General features: G+C 70.1%; 21 protein-coding genes. 9 read left to right on the forward strand and 12 right to left on the reverse strand.

The window, feature by feature from the left end:
• Nucleotides 1-114 precede the first annotated feature (114 nt).
• Complete coding sequence (locus SNAS_RS06515; protein ID WP_013016600.1) at nucleotides 115-1,353, reverse strand: aminotransferase class I/II-fold pyridoxal phosphate-dependent enzyme; 1,239 nt, start codon at nucleotides 1,351-1,353, stop codon at nucleotides 115-117.
• Nucleotides 1,354-1,428: 75 nt separating this feature from the next.
• Between SNAS_RS06515 and SNAS_RS06520 the strand changes: the two genes are divergently transcribed.
• From SNAS_RS06520 to SNAS_RS06530, 3 genes are read left to right on the forward strand one after another with little or no spacing between them, the layout of a single operon-like run.
• Entirely contained in the window at nucleotides 1,429-2,355 is a 927-nt protein-coding gene (locus SNAS_RS06520) for a LysR family transcriptional regulator (protein ID WP_013016601.1), read from the forward strand.
• A gap of 26 nt (nucleotides 2,356-2,381) precedes the next feature.
• The gene (locus SNAS_RS06525; protein ID WP_041624585.1) at nucleotides 2,382-2,984 is read left to right on the forward strand and encodes an ArsR/SmtB family transcription factor; all 603 of its coding nucleotides are present in this window, start codon (nucleotides 2,382-2,384) and stop codon (nucleotides 2,982-2,984) included.
• Nucleotides 2,981-4,270, forward strand: a complete 1,290-nt coding sequence (locus SNAS_RS06530) for an MFS transporter (RefSeq protein ID WP_013016603.1) — start codon at nucleotides 2,981-2,983, stop codon at nucleotides 4,268-4,270. The genes SNAS_RS06525 and SNAS_RS06530 overlap by 4 nt, the downstream gene beginning before the upstream one ends.
• Before the next feature lie 46 nt (nucleotides 4,271-4,316).
• Here the strand turns inward: SNAS_RS06530 and SNAS_RS06535 are convergent, their stop codons facing one another.
• Entirely contained in the window at nucleotides 4,317-6,878 is a 2,562-nt protein-coding gene (locus SNAS_RS06535) for an L-tyrosine/L-tryptophan isonitrile synthase family protein (RefSeq protein WP_013016604.1), read from the reverse strand.
• A 183-nt stretch (nucleotides 6,879-7,061) separates the two neighbouring features.
• On the opposite strand from SNAS_RS06535, the gene SNAS_RS06540 reads away from it, so the two are divergent.
• A complete protein-coding gene (locus tag SNAS_RS06540; protein WP_041624586.1) occupies nucleotides 7,062-7,604 on the forward strand; it encodes a DUF4254 domain-containing protein in 543 nt (180 codons plus the stop codon).
• Entirely contained in the window at nucleotides 7,601-8,785 is a 1,185-nt protein-coding gene (locus SNAS_RS06545; protein WP_013016606.1) for a glycosyltransferase family 9 protein, read from the forward strand. The genes SNAS_RS06540 and SNAS_RS06545 overlap by 4 nt, the downstream gene beginning before the upstream one ends.
• Before the next feature lie 1,233 nt (nucleotides 8,786-10,018).
• Here SNAS_RS06545 and SNAS_RS33755 read toward each other — a convergent pair.
• Both SNAS_RS33755 and SNAS_RS06555 read right to left on the reverse strand, forming a co-directional pair.
• Complete coding sequence (locus tag SNAS_RS33755; RefSeq protein WP_083787330.1) at nucleotides 10,019-10,942, reverse strand: aldo/keto reductase; 924 nt, start codon at nucleotides 10,940-10,942, stop codon at nucleotides 10,019-10,021.
• 5 nt (nucleotides 10,943-10,947) lie between these two features.
• Nucleotides 10,948-11,850 (reverse strand): NAD-dependent epimerase/dehydratase family protein, encoded by a 903-nt coding sequence (locus SNAS_RS06555; RefSeq protein WP_013016609.1) that lies wholly within the window; start codon nucleotides 11,848-11,850, stop codon nucleotides 10,948-10,950.
• Between the two features lie 152 nt (nucleotides 11,851-12,002).
• On the opposite strand from SNAS_RS06555, the gene SNAS_RS06560 reads away from it, so the two are divergent.
• Entirely contained in the window at nucleotides 12,003-12,458 is a 456-nt protein-coding gene (locus SNAS_RS06560; RefSeq protein WP_013016610.1) for an Lrp/AsnC family transcriptional regulator, read from the forward strand.
• Nucleotides 12,459-12,468: 10 nt separating this feature from the next.
• Nucleotides 12,469-13,263 (forward strand): inositol monophosphatase family protein, encoded by a 795-nt coding sequence (locus SNAS_RS06565; RefSeq protein ID WP_013016611.1) that lies wholly within the window; start codon nucleotides 12,469-12,471, stop codon nucleotides 13,261-13,263.
• Here SNAS_RS06565 and SNAS_RS06570 read toward each other — a convergent pair.
• The 7 genes from SNAS_RS06570 to SNAS_RS06600 form a co-directional block, all read right to left on the reverse strand.
• The gene (locus tag SNAS_RS06570; protein ID WP_013016612.1) at nucleotides 13,260-13,718 is read right to left on the reverse strand and encodes a CGNR zinc finger domain-containing protein; all 459 of its coding nucleotides are present in this window, start codon (nucleotides 13,716-13,718) and stop codon (nucleotides 13,260-13,262) included. The two genes, SNAS_RS06565 and SNAS_RS06570, sit on opposite strands and share 4 nt — an antisense overlap.
• Nucleotides 13,719-13,729: 11 nt before the next feature.
• Complete coding sequence (locus SNAS_RS06575) at nucleotides 13,730-14,152, reverse strand: uL11 family ribosomal protein (protein WP_013016613.1); 423 nt, start codon at nucleotides 14,150-14,152, stop codon at nucleotides 13,730-13,732.
• Nucleotides 14,153-14,262: 110 nt separating this feature from the next.
• Nucleotides 14,263-15,621 (reverse strand): dihydrolipoyl dehydrogenase family protein, encoded by a 1,359-nt coding sequence (locus SNAS_RS06580; RefSeq protein ID WP_013016614.1) that lies wholly within the window; start codon nucleotides 15,619-15,621, stop codon nucleotides 14,263-14,265.
• Nucleotides 15,622-15,729: 108 nt separating this feature from the next.
• Entirely contained in the window at nucleotides 15,730-16,314 is a 585-nt protein-coding gene (locus SNAS_RS06585; RefSeq protein ID WP_013016615.1) for a TetR/AcrR family transcriptional regulator, read from the reverse strand.
• A complete protein-coding gene (locus tag SNAS_RS06590) occupies nucleotides 16,311-16,520 on the reverse strand; it encodes a DUF5708 family protein (RefSeq protein WP_041624589.1) in 210 nt (69 codons plus the stop codon). Before SNAS_RS06590 ends, SNAS_RS06585 begins: the two co-directional genes overlap by 4 nt.
• Before the next feature lie 75 nt (nucleotides 16,521-16,595).
• Nucleotides 16,596-17,165 (reverse strand): dienelactone hydrolase family protein, encoded by a 570-nt coding sequence (locus tag SNAS_RS06595; protein ID WP_013016616.1) that lies wholly within the window; start codon nucleotides 17,163-17,165, stop codon nucleotides 16,596-16,598.
• Between the two features lie 55 nt (nucleotides 17,166-17,220).
• On the reverse strand, nucleotides 17,221-18,807 hold the full coding sequence (locus tag SNAS_RS06600; protein ID WP_013016617.1) for a peptide chain release factor 3: 1,587 nt from the start codon (nucleotides 18,805-18,807) through the stop codon (nucleotides 17,221-17,223).
• 170 nt (nucleotides 18,808-18,977) lie between these two features.
• On the opposite strand from SNAS_RS06600, the gene SNAS_RS06605 reads away from it, so the two are divergent.
• Nucleotides 18,978-19,802 (forward strand): SDR family oxidoreductase, encoded by an 825-nt coding sequence (locus SNAS_RS06605; RefSeq protein ID WP_013016618.1) that lies wholly within the window; start codon nucleotides 18,978-18,980, stop codon nucleotides 19,800-19,802.
• On the opposite strand, the gene SNAS_RS06610 is transcribed toward SNAS_RS06605, so the two are convergent.
• On the reverse strand, nucleotides 19,803-20,066 hold the full coding sequence (locus SNAS_RS06610; protein ID WP_013016619.1) for a hypothetical protein: 264 nt from the start codon (nucleotides 20,064-20,066) through the stop codon (nucleotides 19,803-19,805).
• Nucleotides 20,067-20,263: 197 nt separating this feature from the next.
• On the opposite strand from SNAS_RS06610, the gene SNAS_RS06615 reads away from it, so the two are divergent.
• Nucleotides 20,264-20,824 (forward strand): snapalysin family zinc-dependent metalloprotease, encoded by a 561-nt coding sequence (locus SNAS_RS06615; RefSeq protein ID WP_169313856.1) that lies wholly within the window; start codon nucleotides 20,264-20,266, stop codon nucleotides 20,822-20,824.
• The last annotated feature ends 41 nt before the right edge of the window (nucleotides 20,825-20,865 follow it).

The following is a 20,865-nucleotide window of genomic DNA, read 5'->3' on the forward strand; positions in this document are numbered from 1 at the left end:
GGGGCATCTGTATTCATCTTCCGGACGTTATGTCGTAACCAAGACGTCACCAACCACACAAAGTCCCACACCGTGATGGTCATGCGACTCTTCGGTTTTGGACGGAAGGTGCGGCTAGCCAGCCGTTCCGTGGAGCAGCGCCCGCACCGAGGATTCGTCGTGGGCGACGGCCGCGGCTTTTTCGAACGCGTCGTCCAGCGCCGCGACGAAGGCTTCGGCTCCGCCGATGGCGGCGATGGTTTCCGGGGGCAGGAACTTGATCAGCAGCGCTGAGGTGCCCGGCGGCAACCCGGCGAAGTGGACGGTGAGGAAACCGTGGTCCCGCAGCAGGCACATGGCCACGGCGGCGGTGGCTTCGATGGGGGCCAGGGCGATGGGGTTGGGGTTGCGGCGGGCGAGTTCGGTGAGGATCGCTTCGCCGGGCAGGCGGGTGATGAACGGGGTTTCCTCGACCCAGTCGCCGAAGTGGGAGCGGAGGGCGGCGCCGACGTGGTGGGTGGAGGCGACCAGGTCGACGACGCGTTGGGGGCGGTATTCGGACAGGCAGTTGGCGACGGCGGGGTAGAGGACGGGGCGGCATTCGCTGCCGAGTTCGAACGCGCGGGCGCGGGCTCGGGCGACCAGGTCGGTCCTGCCGCCCAGCAGTCCGACGCGGGGGCCGGTGACGCCGTATTTGTCGAGGCCGGTGGCGCCCAGGTCGGCGCCGAGTTCGAGGGTGCGGGGCTGGCCCAGGATCGCGGGGCCGACGCGGGCGCCGCCCGCGTCGTCGACGATGACCAGGGCGCCCCGGGAGTGGGCCAGGTCGGTGATGCGGCGCAGGTCTTCGGTGGGGAGGGCGTCGTAGGTGACCGCCAGGCGGGTCATGACGACGACCGACGGACAGGGGTGGGCGTGGAGGGTGGACGCGAAGGCTTCGGCGCCAACGGTTTCGATGAGTTCGCCGCCCGCGTCGCGGACCGCGCGGATGACGGCGGGGTGGCTGTGGGAGGGGGAGACGGCGATGACCGTGGAGCCGGGGGTGACGGTGACCTGCATGGCGGCGTACAGGGCGGCGGTGAGGCGGTTGGTGACCACGATGTCGTGTCGGTGCGGGTCGCCGCCGAGGTGGGTCAGGCCCAGGTCGCGGACCTGTTCGGAGTAGAGGGCGCCGGACCATTCGTCGTCGAGCAGCCAGGGATCGGTGTCGGCGGGCATGGGCAGGCCGCGTTCCAGGCCGCTGAGGTTGTGGAGGGGCTGGCCGGACGAGCGGCGGTCGCGGATGTGGCGCCAGGCTTGGGACAGTTTGGACAGATGGGCCTGGGTGTCGGTGAGGATGGTGCCCGCCGCGTAGGGCAGGCCGTCGGTTGCGGTCATGGGGACAGTAGAACGCGGCAAAGGTGTGCGGACAAGCTCAACTTTTACGCCTTGATTGTTCGATATGGTGCACCAATGTTGTCGGTTCCCGCGCTGCGGTTGTTGCACGTTCTTCGGTTGCGGGGAACGGTGACCGCCGCCGCTGAGCAGTTGCGGCTGAGCCGGTCCGCGGCCAGTCACCAGTTGGCGAGTTTGCAGCGCTCGCTGGGGGTTCCGTTGACCGAGCGGGTCGGGCGCGGGTTGCGGTTGACCGAGGCGGGCTTGCGGTTGGCCGAGCATGCCGGGCGGGTGCTGGCCGAGCTGGAGGAGGCCGAGTCGGCCGTGGAGCGGTTGCGCGGGGCTCCGGCCGGGACGGTGCGGATCGGGGCGGTGCAGGTGCTGGCGGTGAACCTGTTGCCGGGGCTGTTGAGCCGGGTGCGGGATTCGCATGCCGCGTTGCGGATCGAGGCGCGGAGCATCACCACCGAGGACGCCATGACGGCGGTCTCGTCGGGGATGCTGGATGTCGCGGTGGTGCCGTCGTACGACCTGACGCCGTTGACGCTCGAGGGTGGACTGACCGAGGTGCGACTGTTCCGGGATCCGGTGCGGTTGGCGCTGCCCAGTGGGCATCGGTTGGCGGGGCGGGAGTCGGTGGCGGTGGCGGAGTTGGCGGGGGAGCAGTGGATCGGCGGGGACGAGGACAGCTACTTCGGACGGTTGGTGCCGACGCTGTGCCGGCGGGCGGGGTTCGCGCCGGATGTGGTGCACCACAGTGGGGATTACGCGGTGGTCGCGTCCTTTGTGGCTGCCGGGCACGGGGTGGCGGTGATTCCGGCTTCGGCGGATCTGAGTACCTGGCCGGGGGTGACGGTGACGGTGTTGGACGCGGACGACGCCGGGCGCGACATCGTGGCGTTGTTGCGGACGGGTAGCCGGGATCGTCCGGCGGTGCGGGCCGTGGTGCGGGAGTTGCGGCGGCAGGCGGTTGCCGAAAGCTTACAAAGAAGTGTTTGCACATGAGCCTTTGCAAGCGTATGTTTGCTCGCATGAACGACCCAGAGGAACTTGAGACCGTCCATCTCGACGCCACGAACCTGCGCGGTGTCGCCCATCCCGTGCGGGTCAAGATGCTCGGCATGCTGCGCTCCGACGGGCCCGCCACCGCGACGAGCCTGGCGCAGCGGTTGGGCATGAACACCGGTGCCACCAGCTATCACCTGCGGCAGTTGGCCGAGTACGGATTCGTGGTGGAGGACCCGGAGCGCGGCGTCGGCCGGGAGCGCTGGTGGAAGGCCGCGCACTACTCGTCCAACTACAGCAGCGAGGACCACCGCGTCGAGCCCGAGGACGCCGAGACCTACGTGCGGGCCGTCGCGCAGACGACCGCCGAGCAGGTGCTGCGGTCCGTCGACGAACGCGCGACGCTGCCGCAGGAGTGGCGGGCGGCGGGCACGTTGAGCAGCTACATGCTGAAGCTGACGCCCGCGGAGCTGCGCGAGCTCAACGAGCAGGTCGAGGCCGTCATCCGCAGTTTCCGTGCGGCGCTTCCGGAACCGGTCGACGCCCCCGAGGGCAGCGCCCGGGTGACCGTTCAGTACCAGGCGTTCCCGCACACGGCGGACCTGGACTTCGAAACGGACGAGCAGTGACCGCTGTCGAACCGCGCTCGCGGCGGGGCCTGGTGGCGGTGCTGACGGCGCTGGCGGCCGGTTGGACCGGCACCCGGTTGCTGAACATCGCGATGCCGTGGTTCGTGTTGACCAGTACCGGAAGCGCCACCGCCACCGGCCTGGTCGTGTTCGCGCAGATGGGTCCATACGTGCTGTGCCAGGTGCTGGCCGGGCCGCTCATCGACCGGATCGGGCCCAAGCGGATCAGCGTCTGGGGCGATGTGACCGCGGCGGTGTTCCTGGCGGCGATTCCGTTGGCGTACCAGCTGGACGTGCTGTCGCTGCCGGTGTTGATGGTCCTGATCGCGTTGAGCGGTGCGGCCGAGGGCCCGGCGAACATCGCCAAGAGCGTGTTCATCCCCGCCGCCGCCACGGCCGCCGGGATGCGGTTGGAGCGCGCCACGGGTATCTCGGGCGCGATCGAGCGGACCGCGTCCACCGTGGGCCCGGCGGTCGCGGGAGTCATGGTGGGAGCCTTCGGTGGGCCGTCCGTGCTGTGGGGCACCGCGGCGCTGACTGCGTTGTCGGGGTTGATCATCGCGGTGGGCACCGTCGATCCGCGGCGAGAGCCGGACGAGGACGAGGACGCCGACGCGGGGTACCTGACCCGGCTGCGCGGCGGTGTCGAGTTCCTGCGGCGCGAGAAACTGCTGCTGATGATCTCGGGCATGATCACCGTGACGAACCTGCTGGACCAGGGCTGGAGCGCGGTGATGCTTCCGCTGTGGGCCAAGGAATCCGGTTATGGTCCCGAGACCGTCGGACTGCTGTTCAGCGTGATGTCGGGGGCTTCGGTCGCGGCCAGTCTCATCGCGGCGGCCTGGGGACACCGGCTGCCCCGGCGCACGGTGTTCCTGCTCGGGTTCATCATCGGCGGCGTGCCGAGGTTCATCCTGATGGCCTTCGGCGCTCCCTTGTGGCTGATCATCGGGGTGTTCGTGATCGGCGGCCTGGGTTCGGGCTTCCTCAACCCGATCATCGGCGCGGTGCAGTACGAACGGATTCCGGCGGCGAAGCTGGGACGGGTGACGACGTTGACGCGTTCGATGGCGTGGGCGGGCATCCCGTTCGGCGGCCTGGTCGCGAGCGGGTTCGTCGCCCTGGCGGGCCTGTCGGGCGCGATGCTGGTCGTCGGCGGGCTCTACCTGGCGGCGATCCTGCTGCCGGGGCTGCGTCCGGAGTGGAAGCAGATGAAGCAGGCTCCGGTGCCGAAGCAGCGGGAACCCGAACGCGAGAAGGAGTGCGTCGGTTCCGGTGGCGGATAGGCGAACCGGACGCGGGCGGGAGCGGCGAGGCGCCGCTCCCGCCCGGTCAGCGTCGGCGCAGGTGAACCCGGTCGCGGATCGCGGCGTCCAGTTCGCCGTCGCGGACGAAGGTGCCCGGCACCATGAACCACGGCTGTTCGTCGTCCAACAGCTCCGAGTACACCGGGACGTATCCCCTGTCCCGCAACGCGACCGCGAAGTCGCTGGACAGTTTGGCGCGCGCGTCCACCGCGGCGGTGCCGTGCCACGGCAGCACCCCGGCGCCACCCAGGTAGGTGAACCCCAGCGCGCCCGGACGCGGGTTCGGGGTGAGCCGCACCCGGCCCGGGAACAGGCTGGCGTCGTCGTATCCCAGCAGACTGTCCACCGTGAGCACGGCCAGGTACCGGACGGTGCGGCGCCAGGTCTCGGCCAGCATCTCGGCGCGGTCGGCGCGCAGCGCGGCGTCCAGGCCGGGATCGAAGAGGTTGAACGCGTCGGCGTACACCCGCCGCGCCCATTCCGCCCGGCGCGTTCCCGGCGGCGGCGACAGCGGCACGACGTACATCAGCGACCGGAACAGGTCGGCGAAGACCGGCATCGAGGTGCCGTCGCCGCGCCGGTGACCGGGGTCGGCGTAGCGGCGGGAGGCCTGAGCCAGCATCGGCACCGGCCCCAAGCGGACGTCCAGTCCGGACAGCAGCGCGTCGATGGCGGCGATGTTGTCGTCGATCAGTGCCTCGCGTTTGGCGATCGCCTCGGTGCCGAGCCGCCGGGCCGCGACTTCCTCCACATCGGCCAGTTCCAGGTAGGCGTCGCCGCCGACGAGCCGGTGGTACTCGGCGAGTTTGTCGTGGTAGGCGCGCAGCCGCTCGGGCGGACGGGGCTGGAAGTGGTTGCCGTCGGTCAGGACGGTGACGCGGGCCCCGGGCGGATAGACGGCGCTGATCGCGCCCTGTAGTTCCCGCAGCCGCATCAGGGCGCCGAGCTCGGCCAGGTCGGGCCGGATCCCGGAGGTCTTGAGCGAGTTGTAGTGGAGCTTCACCGGGAAGCCGAAGGTCACGACCGGGATCGGCTCGCCCGCCGCCACGATCGGTCCCAGATCGCGCCGGGCGACGTCGAGCGAGTAGTTGCCGCGCGGTCCCTTGAGGAATCGTTCGCGGGTCACGACGTGGTGGACCAGCGTCACCGGGTCGGCGTCGCCGAGGGCGGCGGTCGTCGACGCGCCGATGCGGGCGGCGGTCGCGTCGGTGTGTGCGGTCAGCCTGGCCACCAGGTCGCGGGAGGCGGCCGCGTCGAGGTGGGCCGCGTGCGCGTCACAGGCGGCGCGGTTGTCGCCCAGGTGCGCCAGGTCCAGTTCGGCCAGCGACCTGGTGTCCGACAGTGACAGCGCCTGGGACGCGGGAAGGGTGAGTCCGGTGCGCGGCACCGTCTCGAAACTGTGGACGGTCAGGGTGCCGGGATCGCCGGGTTCGTTGGCGTAGCCGGGCAAAGCGACGTCCACCATGGTGGCTCCGGGCAGTCGCCCGGCCAGAGCGCGGCGGTTGCCGGGCAGGTCGTCGAAGACGGCGACGATGTCGACGTCGTCGAAGGCGCGCAGGTTCTCGGACTTGTGCTCGCGCACCGGCCGGGTCCGGTCGTCGGGGGCCATCACCATGCGCGGTGAGACGACCCCGGCGGCGCGCAGTGCCGCCTCGGTGTGGCGACGCACCCGTTCCCGGCGCCCGGTGTTGAAGACGACCTCGCCGCCGCAGTCCTGGACCTCCCAGACGAAACGGGCCAGGCCCGGCACGGGTTCGTCCAGTTCCATGCGCTCCCACGGGTTGAAGAACTCGTCCCAGAACAGCGTGAACACCCCGTCGGGGTCCGGGTGCCGGTCCAACAGCCCGGTCGCCTCGCACCAGCGCCGCCACGCGGGCCGGTGGTACGTGGGCAGTCGGCCCAGGGCTTCGGGGTCGGCGAACTCGGCGATGTCGAAGCGTTCGGCGACGGCGCGCAGCGCGATGTGGCTGCGGCGACGCGGATCCAGCGCGCACAGGTCGACGTCGAGCATCACCGCCGGGCGGTTGGCGGCTCCCCGCCGCCACCGGCGGGTGTGCTCGGCGACCTCGGCGATGACCGTGGTCAAAATGGAGTGCTGGCGCTGGTCGACGGTGTGGGCCAGACCGGGATCGACGGTGGCCACCAGCGCGGCGGCGTCGGGGCCGAGGAACCGCCAGTGCGGACGGAACCCGCCATCCATGATGGTCCCGGCCTCGGCTTCGCCGCCCTTGGACAGCCGGCGCGCCAACCCGCCGATCGCCGCGAACACTTCACCCAAAGCCTTGGCGGCGCGGGAATCCGAGACCGGGACGAACTCGATATCGGCCAGCACCACCCGGGTCGGGGTGTCCGGTGCCGGGGGCTGGATCCGCAGCCGGTCCACCGCCGGAACCAGTCCGTGGCGGTCCACCAGAATCCGGGTCACGATCGCCAGTGGCGCGATCACGTCCTCGGCGCGGGTGACCGTGGTGGCCGAGGGGTCGGGGAACTCGGTGACGGTTCGCGACGCAGGGGTTTCGCTGAAACTACAGTGGATCCGCAGTAGCGGGTCCCGGCCGATGATCTCCGATGGGGACTGGATGGTCACAGCGGCACGGTACTTCTGGAAAGCGCTTTCGGTAAGGGTTCATGGCTTTAATCACAAAGGTCGGTCGAGTGCGAGAATCGTGGCTAAGCTGTGCCACTCAAGGGCATCGAGCGAATATTGTTGCTTTAGGACAGACGTGTGTGGACTGTTTGACGGACCGCCGTCGACGGAGGTTGGGATTCTGTGACCGAGGGCGCCACGACGACGCGATCACCACTGCCGAGCGGTGGGATGCTGTTGACCCACCTGGACTCCGAGACCGAACCCGCCGGTGGCGAACCGGGCCGGGTGGTGTCGGTGGCCAGACGCCTGCGCGCGCACCACGACGAGCAGTGGCAGGCCGAGGACCTGTCCCGCGACGCCGCCGACGATGACGCCGTGGTCGCCAAGGTCAAGCGCCGCATCGACGGCATGAACGTGGAACGCAGCCGCATGTTCGACGAACTCGACGCCTGGCTGTCGGGCGAGCTGGTCCAGAACCCGGACGCCGCGCCGCACACCGAGACGATCGGCTCGGTCGTGGACCGGATCTGCATCGCCTGGGTGCGCGCCGATCGCCTGTCCCGCAAGCCGAACGCCGAGGCCATGGCGGTCGCGGCACGTCGCCAGCTGACCGAACTGGCCGCCGCCTACGACCAGCTGGTGTCCGAGGTGCTCACCGGACGGCGCCGGGTGCCCGACTGGCGGGCCCTGAAGTCGTACGGCGCCGGGGACGACCGGGGATGAGCTTCGAGGGCTGGCGGATCCGGCCGGTGGCGACCTGGCGCGGCGGGCCGCCGCGGCTGCCGCACGACCAGCTCCCCATCGGACGGACGCTGCCCTACCGGCGCGCCGCCGGTGCCGGACCGTCTGGGCCGACCGAGCTGTACACCCACGTCATCGAGTGCGGTTGGCGCGCCGAGTTCCTGGTCCGCTCGAAGATCCCGGCGGGACCGCCCACCGAACCGGCCCGGCTGGGGGACCTGCTGCTGTCGATGGCGACGGTGCGGGCCCTGACCGAGGCGTTCCCCGACGAACGTCCCGTCTATCGCGGGGACCGGGGCGCGCTGATGAGCCGCTGCGAACTCGACCTGGACATCGGCGAGACCGCCGACGGCTCCACGGTGTCCACCGACGGCGGTGCCGTGCAACGTCTTGAGGTGCGCCCGGTGCGTCCGCCCCGGTGGGTCGGCTGGCCCGAAGCCCCCGACCGCATGACCACGGTGATGCCGATCTGGCTCGACGACACCGGCAACGGCGTCGACGTGCACGCCGCCATGCCGTCGCGCTACTACCTCCAGATCGAACAGGACCTCGGCATCCGGCTGCCCGCCGACGCCGGACCGGTGGCGCCGCGTTACCGGTCGACGGTGGGCTCAGCCGAACCGGGCCACACGGTGTTCGTTGCCACCACGTCCAGCCCGGACGGCAAGGACTTCGGCATCGACGGTTTCGCCGCCGTGGCAAGAGAACTGGCCGCGCTGTCGCCACGGGCGTCGCGGTTCACGTTGCTCAGCAACGAACTGGACAACGGCACCCGCGTCGGCGACGGCGGCCTGATCGAGATCGTCAACGGCATGGACGCCGCCGAGTGCGTCGACCTGTTCGCCTCGGCCGAACTGGTCGTCGGCAACGACACCGGACTGACCCACCTGGCCGCGCTGTCGCTGCGCCCGGACGGCACCGGCCCCGAGGTCATCAGCCTGTACAACATCTTCAGTCCGCTGGCCTGGACCACGGCCTCGCCGCGTCACCACGCGGTGGCCACCCGGCTGTCGCAGCAGTTCGCGCTGTCGGACGTCAACATCTACCTCAACCAGTCCGGCGAGTTCGTCGACCCGGCGGCCTGGGCCGACGCGGGCTCGATGCGGACGGTTCCCGCCGAGGTCGTGGCCCGCTTCGCCGCCGAGTGCGCGGGCTGGCGGTGACATGATCCTGTCCCGGGACCTGCGCGGTCTCACCATCACCCTGGCGCTGCGCGGTTTCGCGCTCGGCCTCGTCAACGTCTTCGTGCCGCTGCTGATGATCAAGCAGGGCGCGGCACTGTGGAACATCTGTCTGTTCTATGTGATCTATTCGCTGTGCAAGATGGCGGTCAACTACCCGAGCATCGTGCTGATCGAACGCCTCAACCCGGCCTTCGGGCTCAACGCCGCGCTGGTCGCCTCCGCTGCGTACCTGGTGCTGCTCAACGTCTACGTCGGCGGCGGCGCCTGGGCGGTGTGGGTGGCTCCGGCGGCGCTGGCGCTGATGAACGCGTTCCTGTGGAACTCGCAGCACGTCCACATCGCCCGCGCCCTGGACGGCCTCCGGCGCGGCCGCGACATGGCCGCGCTCAACGTCGTGGTGCAGGCCGCCACCATCGCGGCCCCGCCGATCGGCGCGGGCATCGTCGTCCTGTGGGGACAGCAGGCACTGCTGTACGCGGCCCTGGCGGTGGTGCTGGCCGCCGTCGCCCCGGCCCGCGCGGCCCGCCGACTCCCGAACCGGGAGGTGCCCTCGGTGACCACCCGGATCCGGCCGCCCCACCGCGATCTGGCCGCCAACTTCGCCTTCAACGTCGGTGCCCTGAGCCATTTCGTGGTGTGGCCGGTCTACCTGGCCATCGTGTTCACCGACTTCGCCGCGATCGGCGTGGTCAGCGCCATCGGCGAGGTGCTGGGCCTGCTGCTGTTGTTCGTCGCCGGACGGCGCGGCGACCGGGGCGGCACCCGCCGGGTGCTCACCGAGGGCACCGTGGCGGTCGCGGTCACCCATCTGCTGCGGCTGTTGGCGCTCAACCCGATCACGATCACCCTGACCGGCGGCTTCGCCCGCGCCGCCCTCGACCATCAGAAGGTGCCATGGGTCAGCACCTACTACACCCACGCCAAACGCTACGGGGCCCGGTACGTGTGGCGGATGGAGTTGATGGGCGACATCGCCTACCTGTGCGTGTGGACGGCGCTGCTGGCCGGTGCGCTCACCATCGACTCGCCCCGGGCGTTCTTCGCGGTCGCGTTCGTGGGCGCGGCGGTGGTGTCGCTGGGGTGCCTGGCCATCAACCCCGACGCGAAGGCCCGCGACCGCGCCGTCGAGGCGACCGCGTCGGCGCGGTTACGCCACCGCGATCGCCTGTCATGCGAGGCACGGTGTCCGGCATCGGTGACTTCGCCAACCGGTCAACGTGGCGGGTTGCCGGAACCGTCCAGTTCGGCCAGTTCCGCCGCGCTGAGGATCACCGTCGAGGCGGCGGCCGAGTCGCGGATCGTCTCGGGACGGCTGGCCCCCGGGATCGGGATGACGACCGGCGAGGTGGCCAGCAGCCAGGCCAGGCAGACGCGCTGCGGGCTGACGCCGTGGGCGGCGGCGATCCGGTGGAACGCGGCGTACCTGTCGTCGCTTCGCTGCCCCGAGGGACCGTCCAGACTGCTGCGTGAGATCCCGCCCAGCGGACTCCACGGCAGGAACGCCAGACCCAGTTCCTCGCACAGCCGCAACTCGGCGCGAACGTCGGCGGCCGAACCGATCGACGCGTCGAACAGCACTTCGGGTGAGTAGCGGTTCTGCACCGACGCCAACCGGTCGCCGAGCAGTTCGTGGGCCCGCGAGATCTGAGTCGCATCGACATTGGACAGACCGATGCGCTGGATCTTGCCCTCGGTGTGCAGGGCGTCCAGGACACCCAGGGTCTCGTCCCAGTCGGCGCCCAGCGGCGGTTTGTGCAGCTGGTAGAGCGCGATCGACTCGACGCCCAGCCGCGCCAGCGAATCCTCACACGCGCGCTTCAACGCGGCCGGGGAGTCGAGGACCAGCCAGGAGCCGTCGGCGCCCCGGGCCCGGCCGCCCTTGGTGGTGACGTGAACGGAGTCGCGCGAACCGGCGTACCCGGCCAGCGCCCGGGCGATGAGCAGTTCGTTGTGCCCGGGTTCCTCGCCGGGGCGGTAGTACGAGTCGGCGGTGTCGATGAGCGTCACCCCGGCGTCGAGGGCGGCGTGGATCGTGGCGATCGCCCGAGCCTCGTCCGGTCTGCCCTCTATGGACAACGGCATCGCGCCGAGCCCGATCTCGCCGACGGCGAGGGTTCCGATGTTCCTGTCGCGCATGCCGATCACCTTTCGTGTGTGAGTTCGCCGATGGCGTCGGGCAGCCAGTCGGTGAGCCGGGAGAACCGGAAACCGAGCCGTTCGGCGCGGGAATTGTCCATCGCGTAGTACGTCGGGAACGAGTACGGCGAAGCCGTCGTGTCCGGTGCCACGGTGCGAAACCGCGGCGGGGCCTCGGACGGAATGGATTCGGTGAGCTGCCGCGCGGTCAGTTCCCCGTGCGAGGCCGCGTTGACGGGACCGGTGAAGTCGGCGAAAGCCGCCCACGCCAGGAACTCCGCGATCTCGTCCACGTTGATGAACGTGGCCGCGAACTCCGGCGCGTGGACGTCGACCGGTTCACCGGCGCGTACCCGGTCCACATAGTGCGCCAGTCGTCCGGTGAAGTCCTCGGCGCCGCCGCCCAGCACGTGCGCGCTGCGGACCGACGCGAAGTCGAACGGCGCCTTCGCGGTGAACACCGCCTCGGCCTGCTGCTTGGCCTCGCCGTAGTGGGCCTCCAGGTAGTCCTCGTCGTCCCAGGGAGCCGCGAAGTCCATAATGCTGGGATCCAGTGAGACGGACGACTCGGACAGCGCCGCGCCCGCGCCCGGTCGCGCGATCCCCGCGTACACCTCGACCGTCGAGGTCATGACGTACCTGGCCGTGCGGTCGGCGAAGACCGACGCGGCCACGGCCGCCTGCGTCGGCGTGTAACACACCTGGTCGACGACCACGTCGAACGTCCGGTCGCCGAGCGCGGCCAGCAGTCGCCCCTCGTCGGAACGATCGGCGACCAGCCGGGTCGCGCCCGCCGGTGCGGGCGCCGAACCCCGGTTGACGACCGTGACCCGCGCGTCGGCCGCCAGCAGCCGCTCGATCAGCCGTTTCCCGAAGTACCGGCTGCCGCCGATGACGCAGACGTCCATGTGCCCTCCTGTCGATCCGGCGGCCGACCGCCGCCCCGACCCACAAGTGTTATGGTCGATCCGGGAAATCGGAAGGGACAATCATGGGTGTTTCCGCGATATCACCAGGAAAACAACGGGGTTCTCGTCAGGTCGCCAGGAATTCCGAGGCGATGTTCGACGACGTCGATGTGAAGCTGCTGGAACTGCTCCAGACCGACGGCCGCCTCAGCCTCAGCGAGCTGGGACGGCGGGTCAACCTGAGCGCCGCGGCCGTCACCGAACGCGTCAAACGACTGGAGGCCGAGGGCACCATCACCGGCTACACCGCGACGGTCTCGGCGGCACGGCTCGGCTACCGGATGGCGGCCTTCGTGCGGATCAGCCCGCACGCCGGAATCGACTTCAAGCACCCCAAGGTCCGCGCGGTGCTGTCCGGCCCGGAGATCCGCGAGGCCCACCACGTCATCGGCGACGACTGCTGGATCCTCAAGGTCGCCGTCGCCGACGTGGAGCACCTGGAGCGGCTGCTGGAGCAGCTGTCGGGCCTGGGCCGCACCACAACGTCCATTGTGATGTCTACGCCGATTCGGGCGGGGGTGCTGACCCCGTTGGATCACGCTCGATAGTGTGGCCGGTATGGACATGGACGCGGTCACCGAGATTCTCAACGAGGCGGTGCGGACCGAGGTCCTGCCGCGGTTCCAGTCGCTCACCGCGGACGAGGTGTCGGAGAAGAACCCCGGTGACCTCGTCACGGTGGCCGACAAGCGTTCCGAGGAACTGATCACCCGGCTGCTGCGCGACATCGAGGACGTGCCGGTCGTGGGGGAGGAGGCCACCGCCGCCGACCCCGGCCTGGTGGCGGCGCTCAACGAGGCCCCGGCCGCGTGGCTGGTCGACCCGGTGGACGGCACCTCCAACTTCGTCGCCGGGAGCAAACGCTTCGCGGTGATGGCCGCGTTCGTGCGCGGCGGCGAGACCGTCGCGTCGTGGATCGTGCAGCCGCTGTTGGGGCACACCTACGTGGCCGAGAAGGGCTCGGGCGCGTTCCGGGACGGGAAACGGCTGCTGCGGGAACCGGCCAGCCCCGATCCGGCCCGGCTGCGCGGCGACGCCCTGACCCGGTTCCTGTCGCCCGACGTCAAGGCGCACGTCGAGGCGGCGATCCCCCGGTTCGCCGAGGTCGGCCAGGCCACCAAGTGCGCCGGGGTCGACTACCCCCGGCTGGCGACCGGCGAGCGCGACTTCATCCTGTTCCACCGCATACTGCCCTGGGACCACGCGCCCGGCAGCCTGCTGCTGACCGAGGCCGGTGGCTACGTCCGCCGCCCGGACGGCACCGAGTACCGGCCGGGCGACGGCGGGTTCGGCCTGCTGTCGGCCGCCGACGAGACCACCTGGAAGACCGCCCGGGAACTGTTGCTGCCCTAGGGCTGGCTCGCCGGACGGTCGTCGGCCGCCGAAGTGGTCGGCCGCGGCGGCGACATGCCTTTGCCGAGCGGGATCTCGTGCCGCGAGTGGTCGCGACAGTAGCGGCGCGTGACGCCGTTGGTGCGGTCGATGAACGTCGCGACGCAGCCCGGCCGCGAGCACTGTTTCACCCGGCGCCAGCCGTCGGCGGCGACCAGGTTGGCCAGCCCGCTGGCCGTGGCGGCCAGGTCCCCGGCTCCGGCCGCGGCGCTCAGCGTCACGATCCGCCAGCCCGCCGCGTGCCGTCGCAGCCGGGGCGTGGCGCCGCTGTCGGCCAGCACCGCGTTGAGGAACCGGGCCGCCGCCGCCTCGTCGGGCAGCGCCGAACGGACCCCCGCCAGCGCCCCGCCGTCGGCCAGCGCCGCCTCGGCCCGGGCCAGCTCGGGGTCGAGCTCACCGAAATCGGGAACCGTCATGTCGACCCCGCTCAGGTCGGGGCGATCGTGACGCCCATGGACCTGGCGGTGCCCGCGATCATGCGCATCGCCGCCTCGACGTCGGAGGTGTTGAGGTCGGGGAGTTTGCGCTGCGCGATCTCCCGCAGCCGCCGCTGATCGAGCTCACCGGCGGCCTCGTGGCCGGGGCGGTCCGACCCCTTGCGGCCCAACGCCTTGCGGATCAAGAACGCCGTGGGCGGCGTCTTGTACCGCAGCCGGTAGGACCGGTCGGGCTCGACCGTGACCACCACCGGCACGATGTCGCCGCGCTGTGAGGCCGTGGCCTCGTCGTAGGCGCGTTTGACCTCCCGGATGTTGAGCCCGACCTGGCCGAGCATCTTGCCGAGCTCGGCCACCGAGGCGTTGCCCGCCTCCAGTTCCAAGGTCATCCGCACCGTGTCCTTGCCGGACATCGTCGTTGCCACCTTCCCTGGACGACTGTCGTCCAACGAAGGCCAGCCTCAGCCCTACAGTCGCTGGAGAGTCAACCGCGAAAACCAGTGACTTGGGTAACAGTGCCGGACTAGGGCAGCTCGCGCAGCGCGTCCTGAATTCCCCTGTGGAACGTCGGGTAGGCGTAGATCATGTGCTTCAACCGTCCGATCGGGACCTCGCCGTGCACCGCCACCGTCAGGGCTCCCAGCACCTCGCCGCCGTTGGGTCCCGCCGAGGTGGCGCCGACCAGCACCTCGCGCTCGGTGTCGACGACCAGCTTGATGAAGCCCTCGTTGCCCGCCTTGTGGATCCAGCCGCGGGCGGTGGACGGGATCTGGGCGGAGGCGGTCGCGACCTCCAGGCCCTGTTCGCGGGCCTGCGACTCGGTGAGACCGACGGCGCCGATCTCGGGATCGGTGAAGGTGACGCGTGGCAGCGCCCGGTAGTCGGCGCCGGGCGTGGACCGGCCCAGGATGTCGGCCACCGCGATGTCGGCCTGGTAGGTGGCGACGTGGGTGAAGGCGCCGTGGCCGGTGACGTCGCCGACGGCCCACAGCTTCTCGCCCGCCCGCATGAACTCGTCGACGGTGAGGTTGCGGGCCTTGGGATCCAGCCCGAGGGTGTCGACGCCCAGCGTGGACAGATCGACGCGACGGCCCACCGCGACCAGCAGCTTCTCGGCGGTCAGCGACTTGCCGTCGGCGGTGGCGACGGTGAAGGTGTGGCCGTCGTGCTCGACCCGCTCGGCGCGGCTGCCGGTGTGGACGGTGATGCCGTCGGCCTCCAGGGCCTGCCGCGCCAGCGCGGAGGACTCGGGTTCCTCGGGCGGTAGCAGCCGGTCGGCGGCCTCCACGACCGTGACGTTGGCGCCGAAGCGCGAGAACGCCTGCGCCAGTTCGAGTCCGATGGCGCCACCCCCGAGCACGATCATCGAGTCGGGGACCGTCGTGGTCTCCACGGCGTCGCGGTTGGTCCAGTAGGGAGTGTCGGCGAGCCCGTCGATGGGCGGGATGACCGGCGTGGTCCCGGTGCCGATGACGACGCCCTTGTCGGCCTCGAAGGCCTGTCCGTCCACTTCCACCTGTCCGGGGCCGGTGAGTTTCGCCCAGCCGCGCACGAACTCGCCGCCAGCGTCGGTGAAGCGTTTCACCGCGATCGCGTCGTCCCAGTTGGTGGTGGCCTCGTCGCGGATCCGGATGGCGACCGGGCTCCAGTCCGGGGTGACGGTCGCGGTTCCCGCGATGCCGTCGACCCGGCGGGTCTCGGCGATCAGATCGGCGGCCCGGATCATCATCTTGCTGGGAATGCAGCCCCAGTACGGGCATTCGCCGCCGACGAGCCTGCCCTCGATCCCCACGACGGACAGCCCCTCCCCGGCGAGCGACTCGGCGACGGCCTCGCCGCCGACCCCCATACCGATGACGATGACATCGACCTGCTTGACCATGGTGTGCGCTCCTGTCGGCGTTTGTCGGATGCGTCTTGGTGTGTATACCCGTCCCAAACGTTACGGCGGGCGCGGTTTCGGATGATTCACGGCACACCGGGGCGCGCCTCAGTCGCCCAGTTCGGCCAGGAACGAGTCGATGACGGTGCGGGTCAACGGTTCCCGTTGATCGTCCGGCAGCATCAGCGCCTGCACGGTGACGCCGTCGATCAGGGCCAGCAGCCGGGCGGCGGTGGCGGCCGGATCGACGGTGGCCCGCACGGTGCCGGTCATGACCAGCCCCCGCAGCTCGGCGGCGAACCAGTCGCGCAGCTCGGCGTCCAGTCCGGCGGCCTCGGCGGCCAGCTCGGGACTGACGGCGGCGGCGGCGCTGTAGGCCAGCCAGACCCGGGCCCGCTTCTCGCGGGCGGCGTCCAGCGGCAGCCACAGCGTGACGATGGCGCGCAGCCGTTCCACCGACGGCTCCTCGGCGCGAATGGCCGACAGCGTGGCCAGGAACAGCCGTCCGGCGTGGTCGAAACCGGCGCGGATGAGGTCGTCCTTGGACTTGAAGTAGTACTGCACCTGCGCCAGCGACACGCCTGCCCGGGCGGCGACGGTGCGCATGCTCACCGCCGCGAACCCGTCCTCGGCGATGACCGACAGCACGGCGTCCAACAGGTGCGCGCCCCGCACGTCCTCCTCGCCCGTCACGACGCGCCGTCCTTGTCGCGAGTGGACGGGAACATGATCATGCCCAGCGACAGCACCGCCTCGGCGCCGCCCAGGACGGCCAGCACGATGCCGGTCTGGCGCAGGCCGATCACCGGGGTTTCCACGTGGCCGAAGCCCAGCCACAGCACCAGGCCGACGACGGCCAGCACGATGCCGATGCCGAGGGACACCAGGTGTCTTCGCATGAGGGGATCCTTCCTATACGGACGTACCATACGACTGTACAGGACGGTCGGCTTCGCCGTCGGGAACCCGCGACCTCAGTCGTCGAGCGCGTCCAGGAACGCGATCACCCGCCGGGTCAGCAGACTGGTGGCCTCGGCGTCGAAGCTCAGCAGCGTCTCGTCCGCGAACAGGTGCTTGTCACCCGGGTACAGGAACAGTTCGGCCTCGGCGTTGCCCTCGACGAGCTCGCGGGCGGCGTCGACATCGCCTTCCCCGGCGAAGAACTCGTCGGCGTCCATCCCGTGGATCTGCACCGGGAGCCCCTTCGGCCAGCCGCCGAACTCCGAGGCGGGGACGCAGGCCTCGAACAGCAGCGCCCCCTTCGCGCCCGCCCGGGTCTGCGCCAGTTGCTGCGCGGGCATCACCCCCAGCGAGAACCCGGCGTAGACCACCCCGGCGGGCAGCCCCGCCGCGAAGTCGACGCCGCGCTGCCGAAAGCCGGTCTCGTTGGCGTAGCCGACACCCGCCTCGATCGAGTCGAAGATCCTGCCGTCGAACAGATCGGGGGTGTGGACGGTGTGCCCGGCCGACCGCAGCTCGGCGGCCAACGCGCGCACCCCGGTGGTCAGGCCCTGCGAGTGATGGAACAGCACTACCTCGGTCATGGCGGCAATCTATCCGGTGGCGGTGACGGCTGCCGCGCCGTGTCGGGGGGCCGACCTACTCGTCGGTGACCTCGGCCAGCAACGGGTCCAGCTTCAGGTTCGGGTCGTTGCCCTTGACGGTCTGCAGCCGCCACTTGTTCGGGAACGCCGCCAGGATCGCGCCGTCGCGGGCCCGAGTGAACACCTCGACGCCCGGCGCGGTCCTCAGCGCCTGCGCCCCGGGAGCGTCGGTGCGGCGCGCCAGCGAGTACGGCAGGTTGTCCACGGAGACCGGAACGTTGAACTCGCCCGACAGCCGGGCGCTGGCCACCTCGAACTGCATCGGCCCCACCGCGGCCAGCACCGGCGCCGCGTCGCCGCGCGCGTCGGAGTACAGCACCTGCACCACACCCTCGGCGTCCAGCTGCGCGATCCCGCGCCTAAACCGTTTGGCCTTGGAGGTGTCGTCACAGCGCACCTGCGCGAAGTGCTCGGGCGCGTAGGACGGCAGCGCCGGGAACTCCACCTTCTTGTCCACGAACAGCGAATCGCCCATGCCGAGGTTGGTGGCGTTGACCAAGCCGATGACGTCGCCGGGGAAGGCCTCGTCGATGGTGTCGCGCGCCGAACCGAACATCGACTGCGCGTACTTCGTCGTGAACGGTCGCCCGGAGGGTTCGTGCGTGACCACCATGCCGCGCTCGAACCGGCCCGAGCACACCCGCACGAACGCGACCTGGTCGCGGTGCGCCGGGTTCATGTTGGCCTGGATCTTGAACACGAAGCCCGAGAACGGCGCCTCCACCGGCCGGGGGTTGCCGGAGGTGTCGGGCCGCGGCTCCGGCGCCGGGGCGTGATCGATGAGGACGTCCAACAGCTGCCGCACCCCGATGTTGGCCACCGCGGCTCCGAAGAGGACCGGCGTGGTCACCGCGTTGAGGAACAGCTTCTGATCGTGGGTGGCGTCGGAGGCCTCCAGCAGCTCGATCTCCTCCAGCGCCTGGGTGTAGTCCTCGCCGTAACGGGCTTTGGCCTCCTCGGCGTCCACCAGTTCCTCGGTCGCGGCCCGCGCCCCGCCGGGCGCGCGTTCGAAGTGGATCATCGAACCGTCGCGGCGGTCGATGACACCGTGCATGTCCCCGGCGATACCCACCGGCCAGGTCAACGGTGTGGGTTTGATGTCGATGCGCGACTCGATCTCGTCCATCAACTCCAGCGCCTCCATGCCGGGGCGGTCCCACTTGTTGATGAACGTGACCACCGGGATCCGGCGGTGGCGGCACACCTCGAACAGCTTCAGCGTCTGCGGTTCCAGGCCCTTGGCGGCGTCCAGCAGCATCACCGCGCAGTCCACGGCGGTCAGGACCCGGTAGGTGTCCTCGGAGAAGTCGGCGTGCCCTGGGGTGTCGAGCAGGTTGACGACACTGTCGCGATAGGAGAACTGCAGCACCGCCGAGGTGATGGAGATGCCGCGCTGCTGTTCCATCGCCATCCAGTCGGACACGACGCCCTTGCGGCCGCCCTTGCCGTGCACGGCCCCGGCCTCACCGATGACCTGCGCGTGCAGGGCCAGCGCCTCGGTGATCGTCGACTTACCCGCGTCGGGGTGGCTGATCACCGCGAAGGTGCGCCGTCGCGCCGCCTCGGCCTTTACCTGCGACATCTACTACAACTCCTTGGGCGGACAACGAGGCAACAGGGTACCCGTACCGCTGGCGCTGCCCAATTTCGGCGTTCCCAGTGACACCGATCACAGCGCCGAATTGAGGACCGAAAAGGTCCTCAATTGCTCATAACTTTTCTCCCGACAGCCAATAACCAAGGAGAAAACCAATGACCTTCCTCGTCACCGGAGCCACCGGAAACGTCGGCCGCCACATCGTCGAGCAGCTCGTCGCCGCCGGAGCCCCCACCCGCGCGCTGACCCGCAACCCGGCCAAGGCGAACCTGCCCGCCGAAGCCGAGGTCATCGCCGGCGACCTCACCCGCACCGACACCCTCGCGGCGGCCTTCGAGGGCGTCACCGCCGCCCACTTCATCAACTTCGGCGGCGACAACTACGAACTCCTCTCCAACGGCCAGGAGATCGTCGACCTCGCCCTCAAGGCCGGTGTCAAGCGAGTGACCCTGCTCGGCGCCTGGGACAACGGATCCCTCGAGGACGCCGTCGACGCCAGCACACTCCAGTGGACCCGCGTCGGCCCCGGCGAGTTCATGTCCAACGCACTGGGCTGGGCCGAGGCGATCCGCACCACCGGAGTCGTCGAGGAACCCTTCCCCGACGGCCACAGCCCGATGTCCCACGAGGCCGACATCGCCGCGGTCGCGGTCAAGGCCCTGCTGGAGGAAGGCCACCACGGCAAGACGATCCAGGTGGCCGGACCGTCCGCTGTCTCCCTGCGCGACAAGATCCGCATCATCGGCGAGGCGATCGGCAAGGACATCAAGCTCGTGGAACTCACCCCGGAACAGACCCGCGAACGCGAAGCGGCCAACGGGATCTCCCAGGAGCTGATCGACTTCAAGATCAACGTCTTCGGCAGCCTCCCCACCGAGCCCTACCCGCTGGAGGGCGCCGCGGAGTTCGAGAAGTTCACCGGCAAGAAGCCGCGCGACTTCAAGCAGTGGGCCGCCGAGAACGCCGACGCCTTCCGGTAGTCAGCCCTCGATCTCCAGCCAGCCCTCGTGGTCGGACGCGATGTCGTCCAGTGCCGCGAGGGTTTCGGCGTTCCAACCTTGCGACGGGGCCTCGACGACGGCGAGCCACTGGGCGTCCTCGGCGTCGTCCTCGCCCGCGAGGGCTTCGCGGACGACGCGGGGTGGGGCCGGGGCGAGGCCCGCGTCGGTGATCGCCTCGGCGGCGGATTCGGCGCTGTCGCGGTCGGGGGTGACCAGGAGGCGGGGAGTGGTGTCGGCTCGCACGAGGGGACTTTACTCAAGGGTGGCGGGGGGCTTTCACGGAAATGTGCCCCTTCGCAACTTATTGTCATGTATGCGAATGGGTCGATATTCTCGGGTGGCCCGAATCGTCCCGTGCCGGCAACGTGGACGAACTTCTCTCGACCGGTGGCTCGCCCGGCCGACCGGCTCAATCACAGGGAGACATTCCCATGCCCATAATGTCCCGTATCCGAAAGACCCTCGTCGTCTTCACGGCCTTCGCCATCGCGATGCTCGGCTTCCAGTTCTTCACCGCCTCCCCGGCGGCCGCCGACGCCGACGTGCAGGCCCGCACCGTGTACTACACCGCGTACGCGTACTCCTCCCAGTCGGCTCAGGCCGCCCAGATCTGGAACAGCCGGGTACCCAACCTCAACATGGTCTCCCGCTCCAACGGCACCATCCGGATCTACGCCACCACCGGCGGCGGTTCGCGCGCCTACCCCTGTGGACTCGGTTGCGCGACCATCTACATCGACAGCCGGGACATCGCGGCCGGTCACAACACGCTGCGCATCATCTCGCACGAGATCGGGCACGGTCACCGGTTGCCCGACACCTACAACGGCATCTGCAGCTACCTGATGTCCGGCGGCAGTGCCGGAACCTCGTGCACCAACCCGTATCCCAACTCCGGTGAGGCCAGCAGGGTCAACAGTTACTACGCGGGCTTCGCCCTCAAGGGTCCCGCTCCGGTCAGCGGCGGCGTCTACGCGCCGACCTACCCCTCGACCAGCTGACGCAACCGGACCGGGCGGGGAGCGGGCCCGCGGCTTCTAGG

The organism is Stackebrandtia nassauensis DSM 44728, assembly GCF_000024545.1.
Taxonomy (GTDB): domain Bacteria; phylum Actinomycetota; class Actinomycetes; order Mycobacteriales; family Micromonosporaceae; genus Stackebrandtia; species Stackebrandtia nassauensis.

What these genes read in the sequence shown, in the direction of transcription:
- SNAS_RS06515 (WP_013016600.1), bottom strand. Translation starts at nt 1,353, where the DNA reads ATGACCGCAACCGACGGCCTGCCCTACGCGGCGGGCACCATCCTCACC.
- SNAS_RS06520 (WP_013016601.1), top strand. Translation starts at nt 1,429, where the DNA reads ATGTTGTCGGTTCCCGCGCTGCGGTTGTTGCACGTTCTTCGGTTGCGG.
- SNAS_RS06525 (WP_041624585.1), top strand. Translation starts at nt 2,382, where the DNA reads ATGAACGACCCAGAGGAACTTGAGACCGTCCATCTCGACGCCACGAAC.
- SNAS_RS06545 (WP_013016606.1), top strand. Translation starts at nt 7,601, where the DNA reads ATGAGCTTCGAGGGCTGGCGGATCCGGCCGGTGGCGACCTGGCGCGGC.
- SNAS_RS33755 (WP_083787330.1), bottom strand. Translation starts at nt 10,942, where the DNA reads ATGCGCGACAGGAACATCGGAACCCTCGCCGTCGGCGAGATCGGGCTC.
- SNAS_RS06555 (WP_013016609.1), bottom strand. Translation starts at nt 11,850, where the DNA reads ATGGACGTCTGCGTCATCGGCGGCAGCCGGTACTTCGGGAAACGGCTG.
- SNAS_RS06560 (WP_013016610.1), top strand. Translation starts at nt 12,003, where the DNA reads ATGTTCGACGACGTCGATGTGAAGCTGCTGGAACTGCTCCAGACCGAC.
- SNAS_RS06565 (WP_013016611.1), top strand. Translation starts at nt 12,469, where the DNA reads ATGGACATGGACGCGGTCACCGAGATTCTCAACGAGGCGGTGCGGACC.
- SNAS_RS06570 (WP_013016612.1), bottom strand. Translation starts at nt 13,718, where the DNA reads ATGACGGTTCCCGATTTCGGTGAGCTCGACCCCGAGCTGGCCCGGGCC.
- SNAS_RS06575 (WP_013016613.1), bottom strand. Translation starts at nt 14,152, where the DNA reads ATGTCCGGCAAGGACACGGTGCGGATGACCTTGGAACTGGAGGCGGGC.
- SNAS_RS06580 (WP_013016614.1), bottom strand. Translation starts at nt 15,621, where the DNA reads ATGGTCAAGCAGGTCGATGTCATCGTCATCGGTATGGGGGTCGGCGGC.
- SNAS_RS06590 (WP_041624589.1), bottom strand. Translation starts at nt 16,520, where the DNA reads ATGCGAAGACACCTGGTGTCCCTCGGCATCGGCATCGTGCTGGCCGTC.
- SNAS_RS06595 (WP_013016616.1), bottom strand. Translation starts at nt 17,165, where the DNA reads ATGACCGAGGTAGTGCTGTTCCATCACTCGCAGGGCCTGACCACCGGG.
- SNAS_RS06600 (WP_013016617.1), bottom strand. Translation starts at nt 18,807, where the DNA reads ATGTCGCAGGTAAAGGCCGAGGCGGCGCGACGGCGCACCTTCGCGGTG.
- SNAS_RS06605 (WP_013016618.1), top strand. Translation starts at nt 18,978, where the DNA reads ATGACCTTCCTCGTCACCGGAGCCACCGGAAACGTCGGCCGCCACATC.
- SNAS_RS06615 (WP_169313856.1), top strand. Translation starts at nt 20,264, where the DNA reads ATGTCCCGTATCCGAAAGACCCTCGTCGTCTTCACGGCCTTCGCCATC.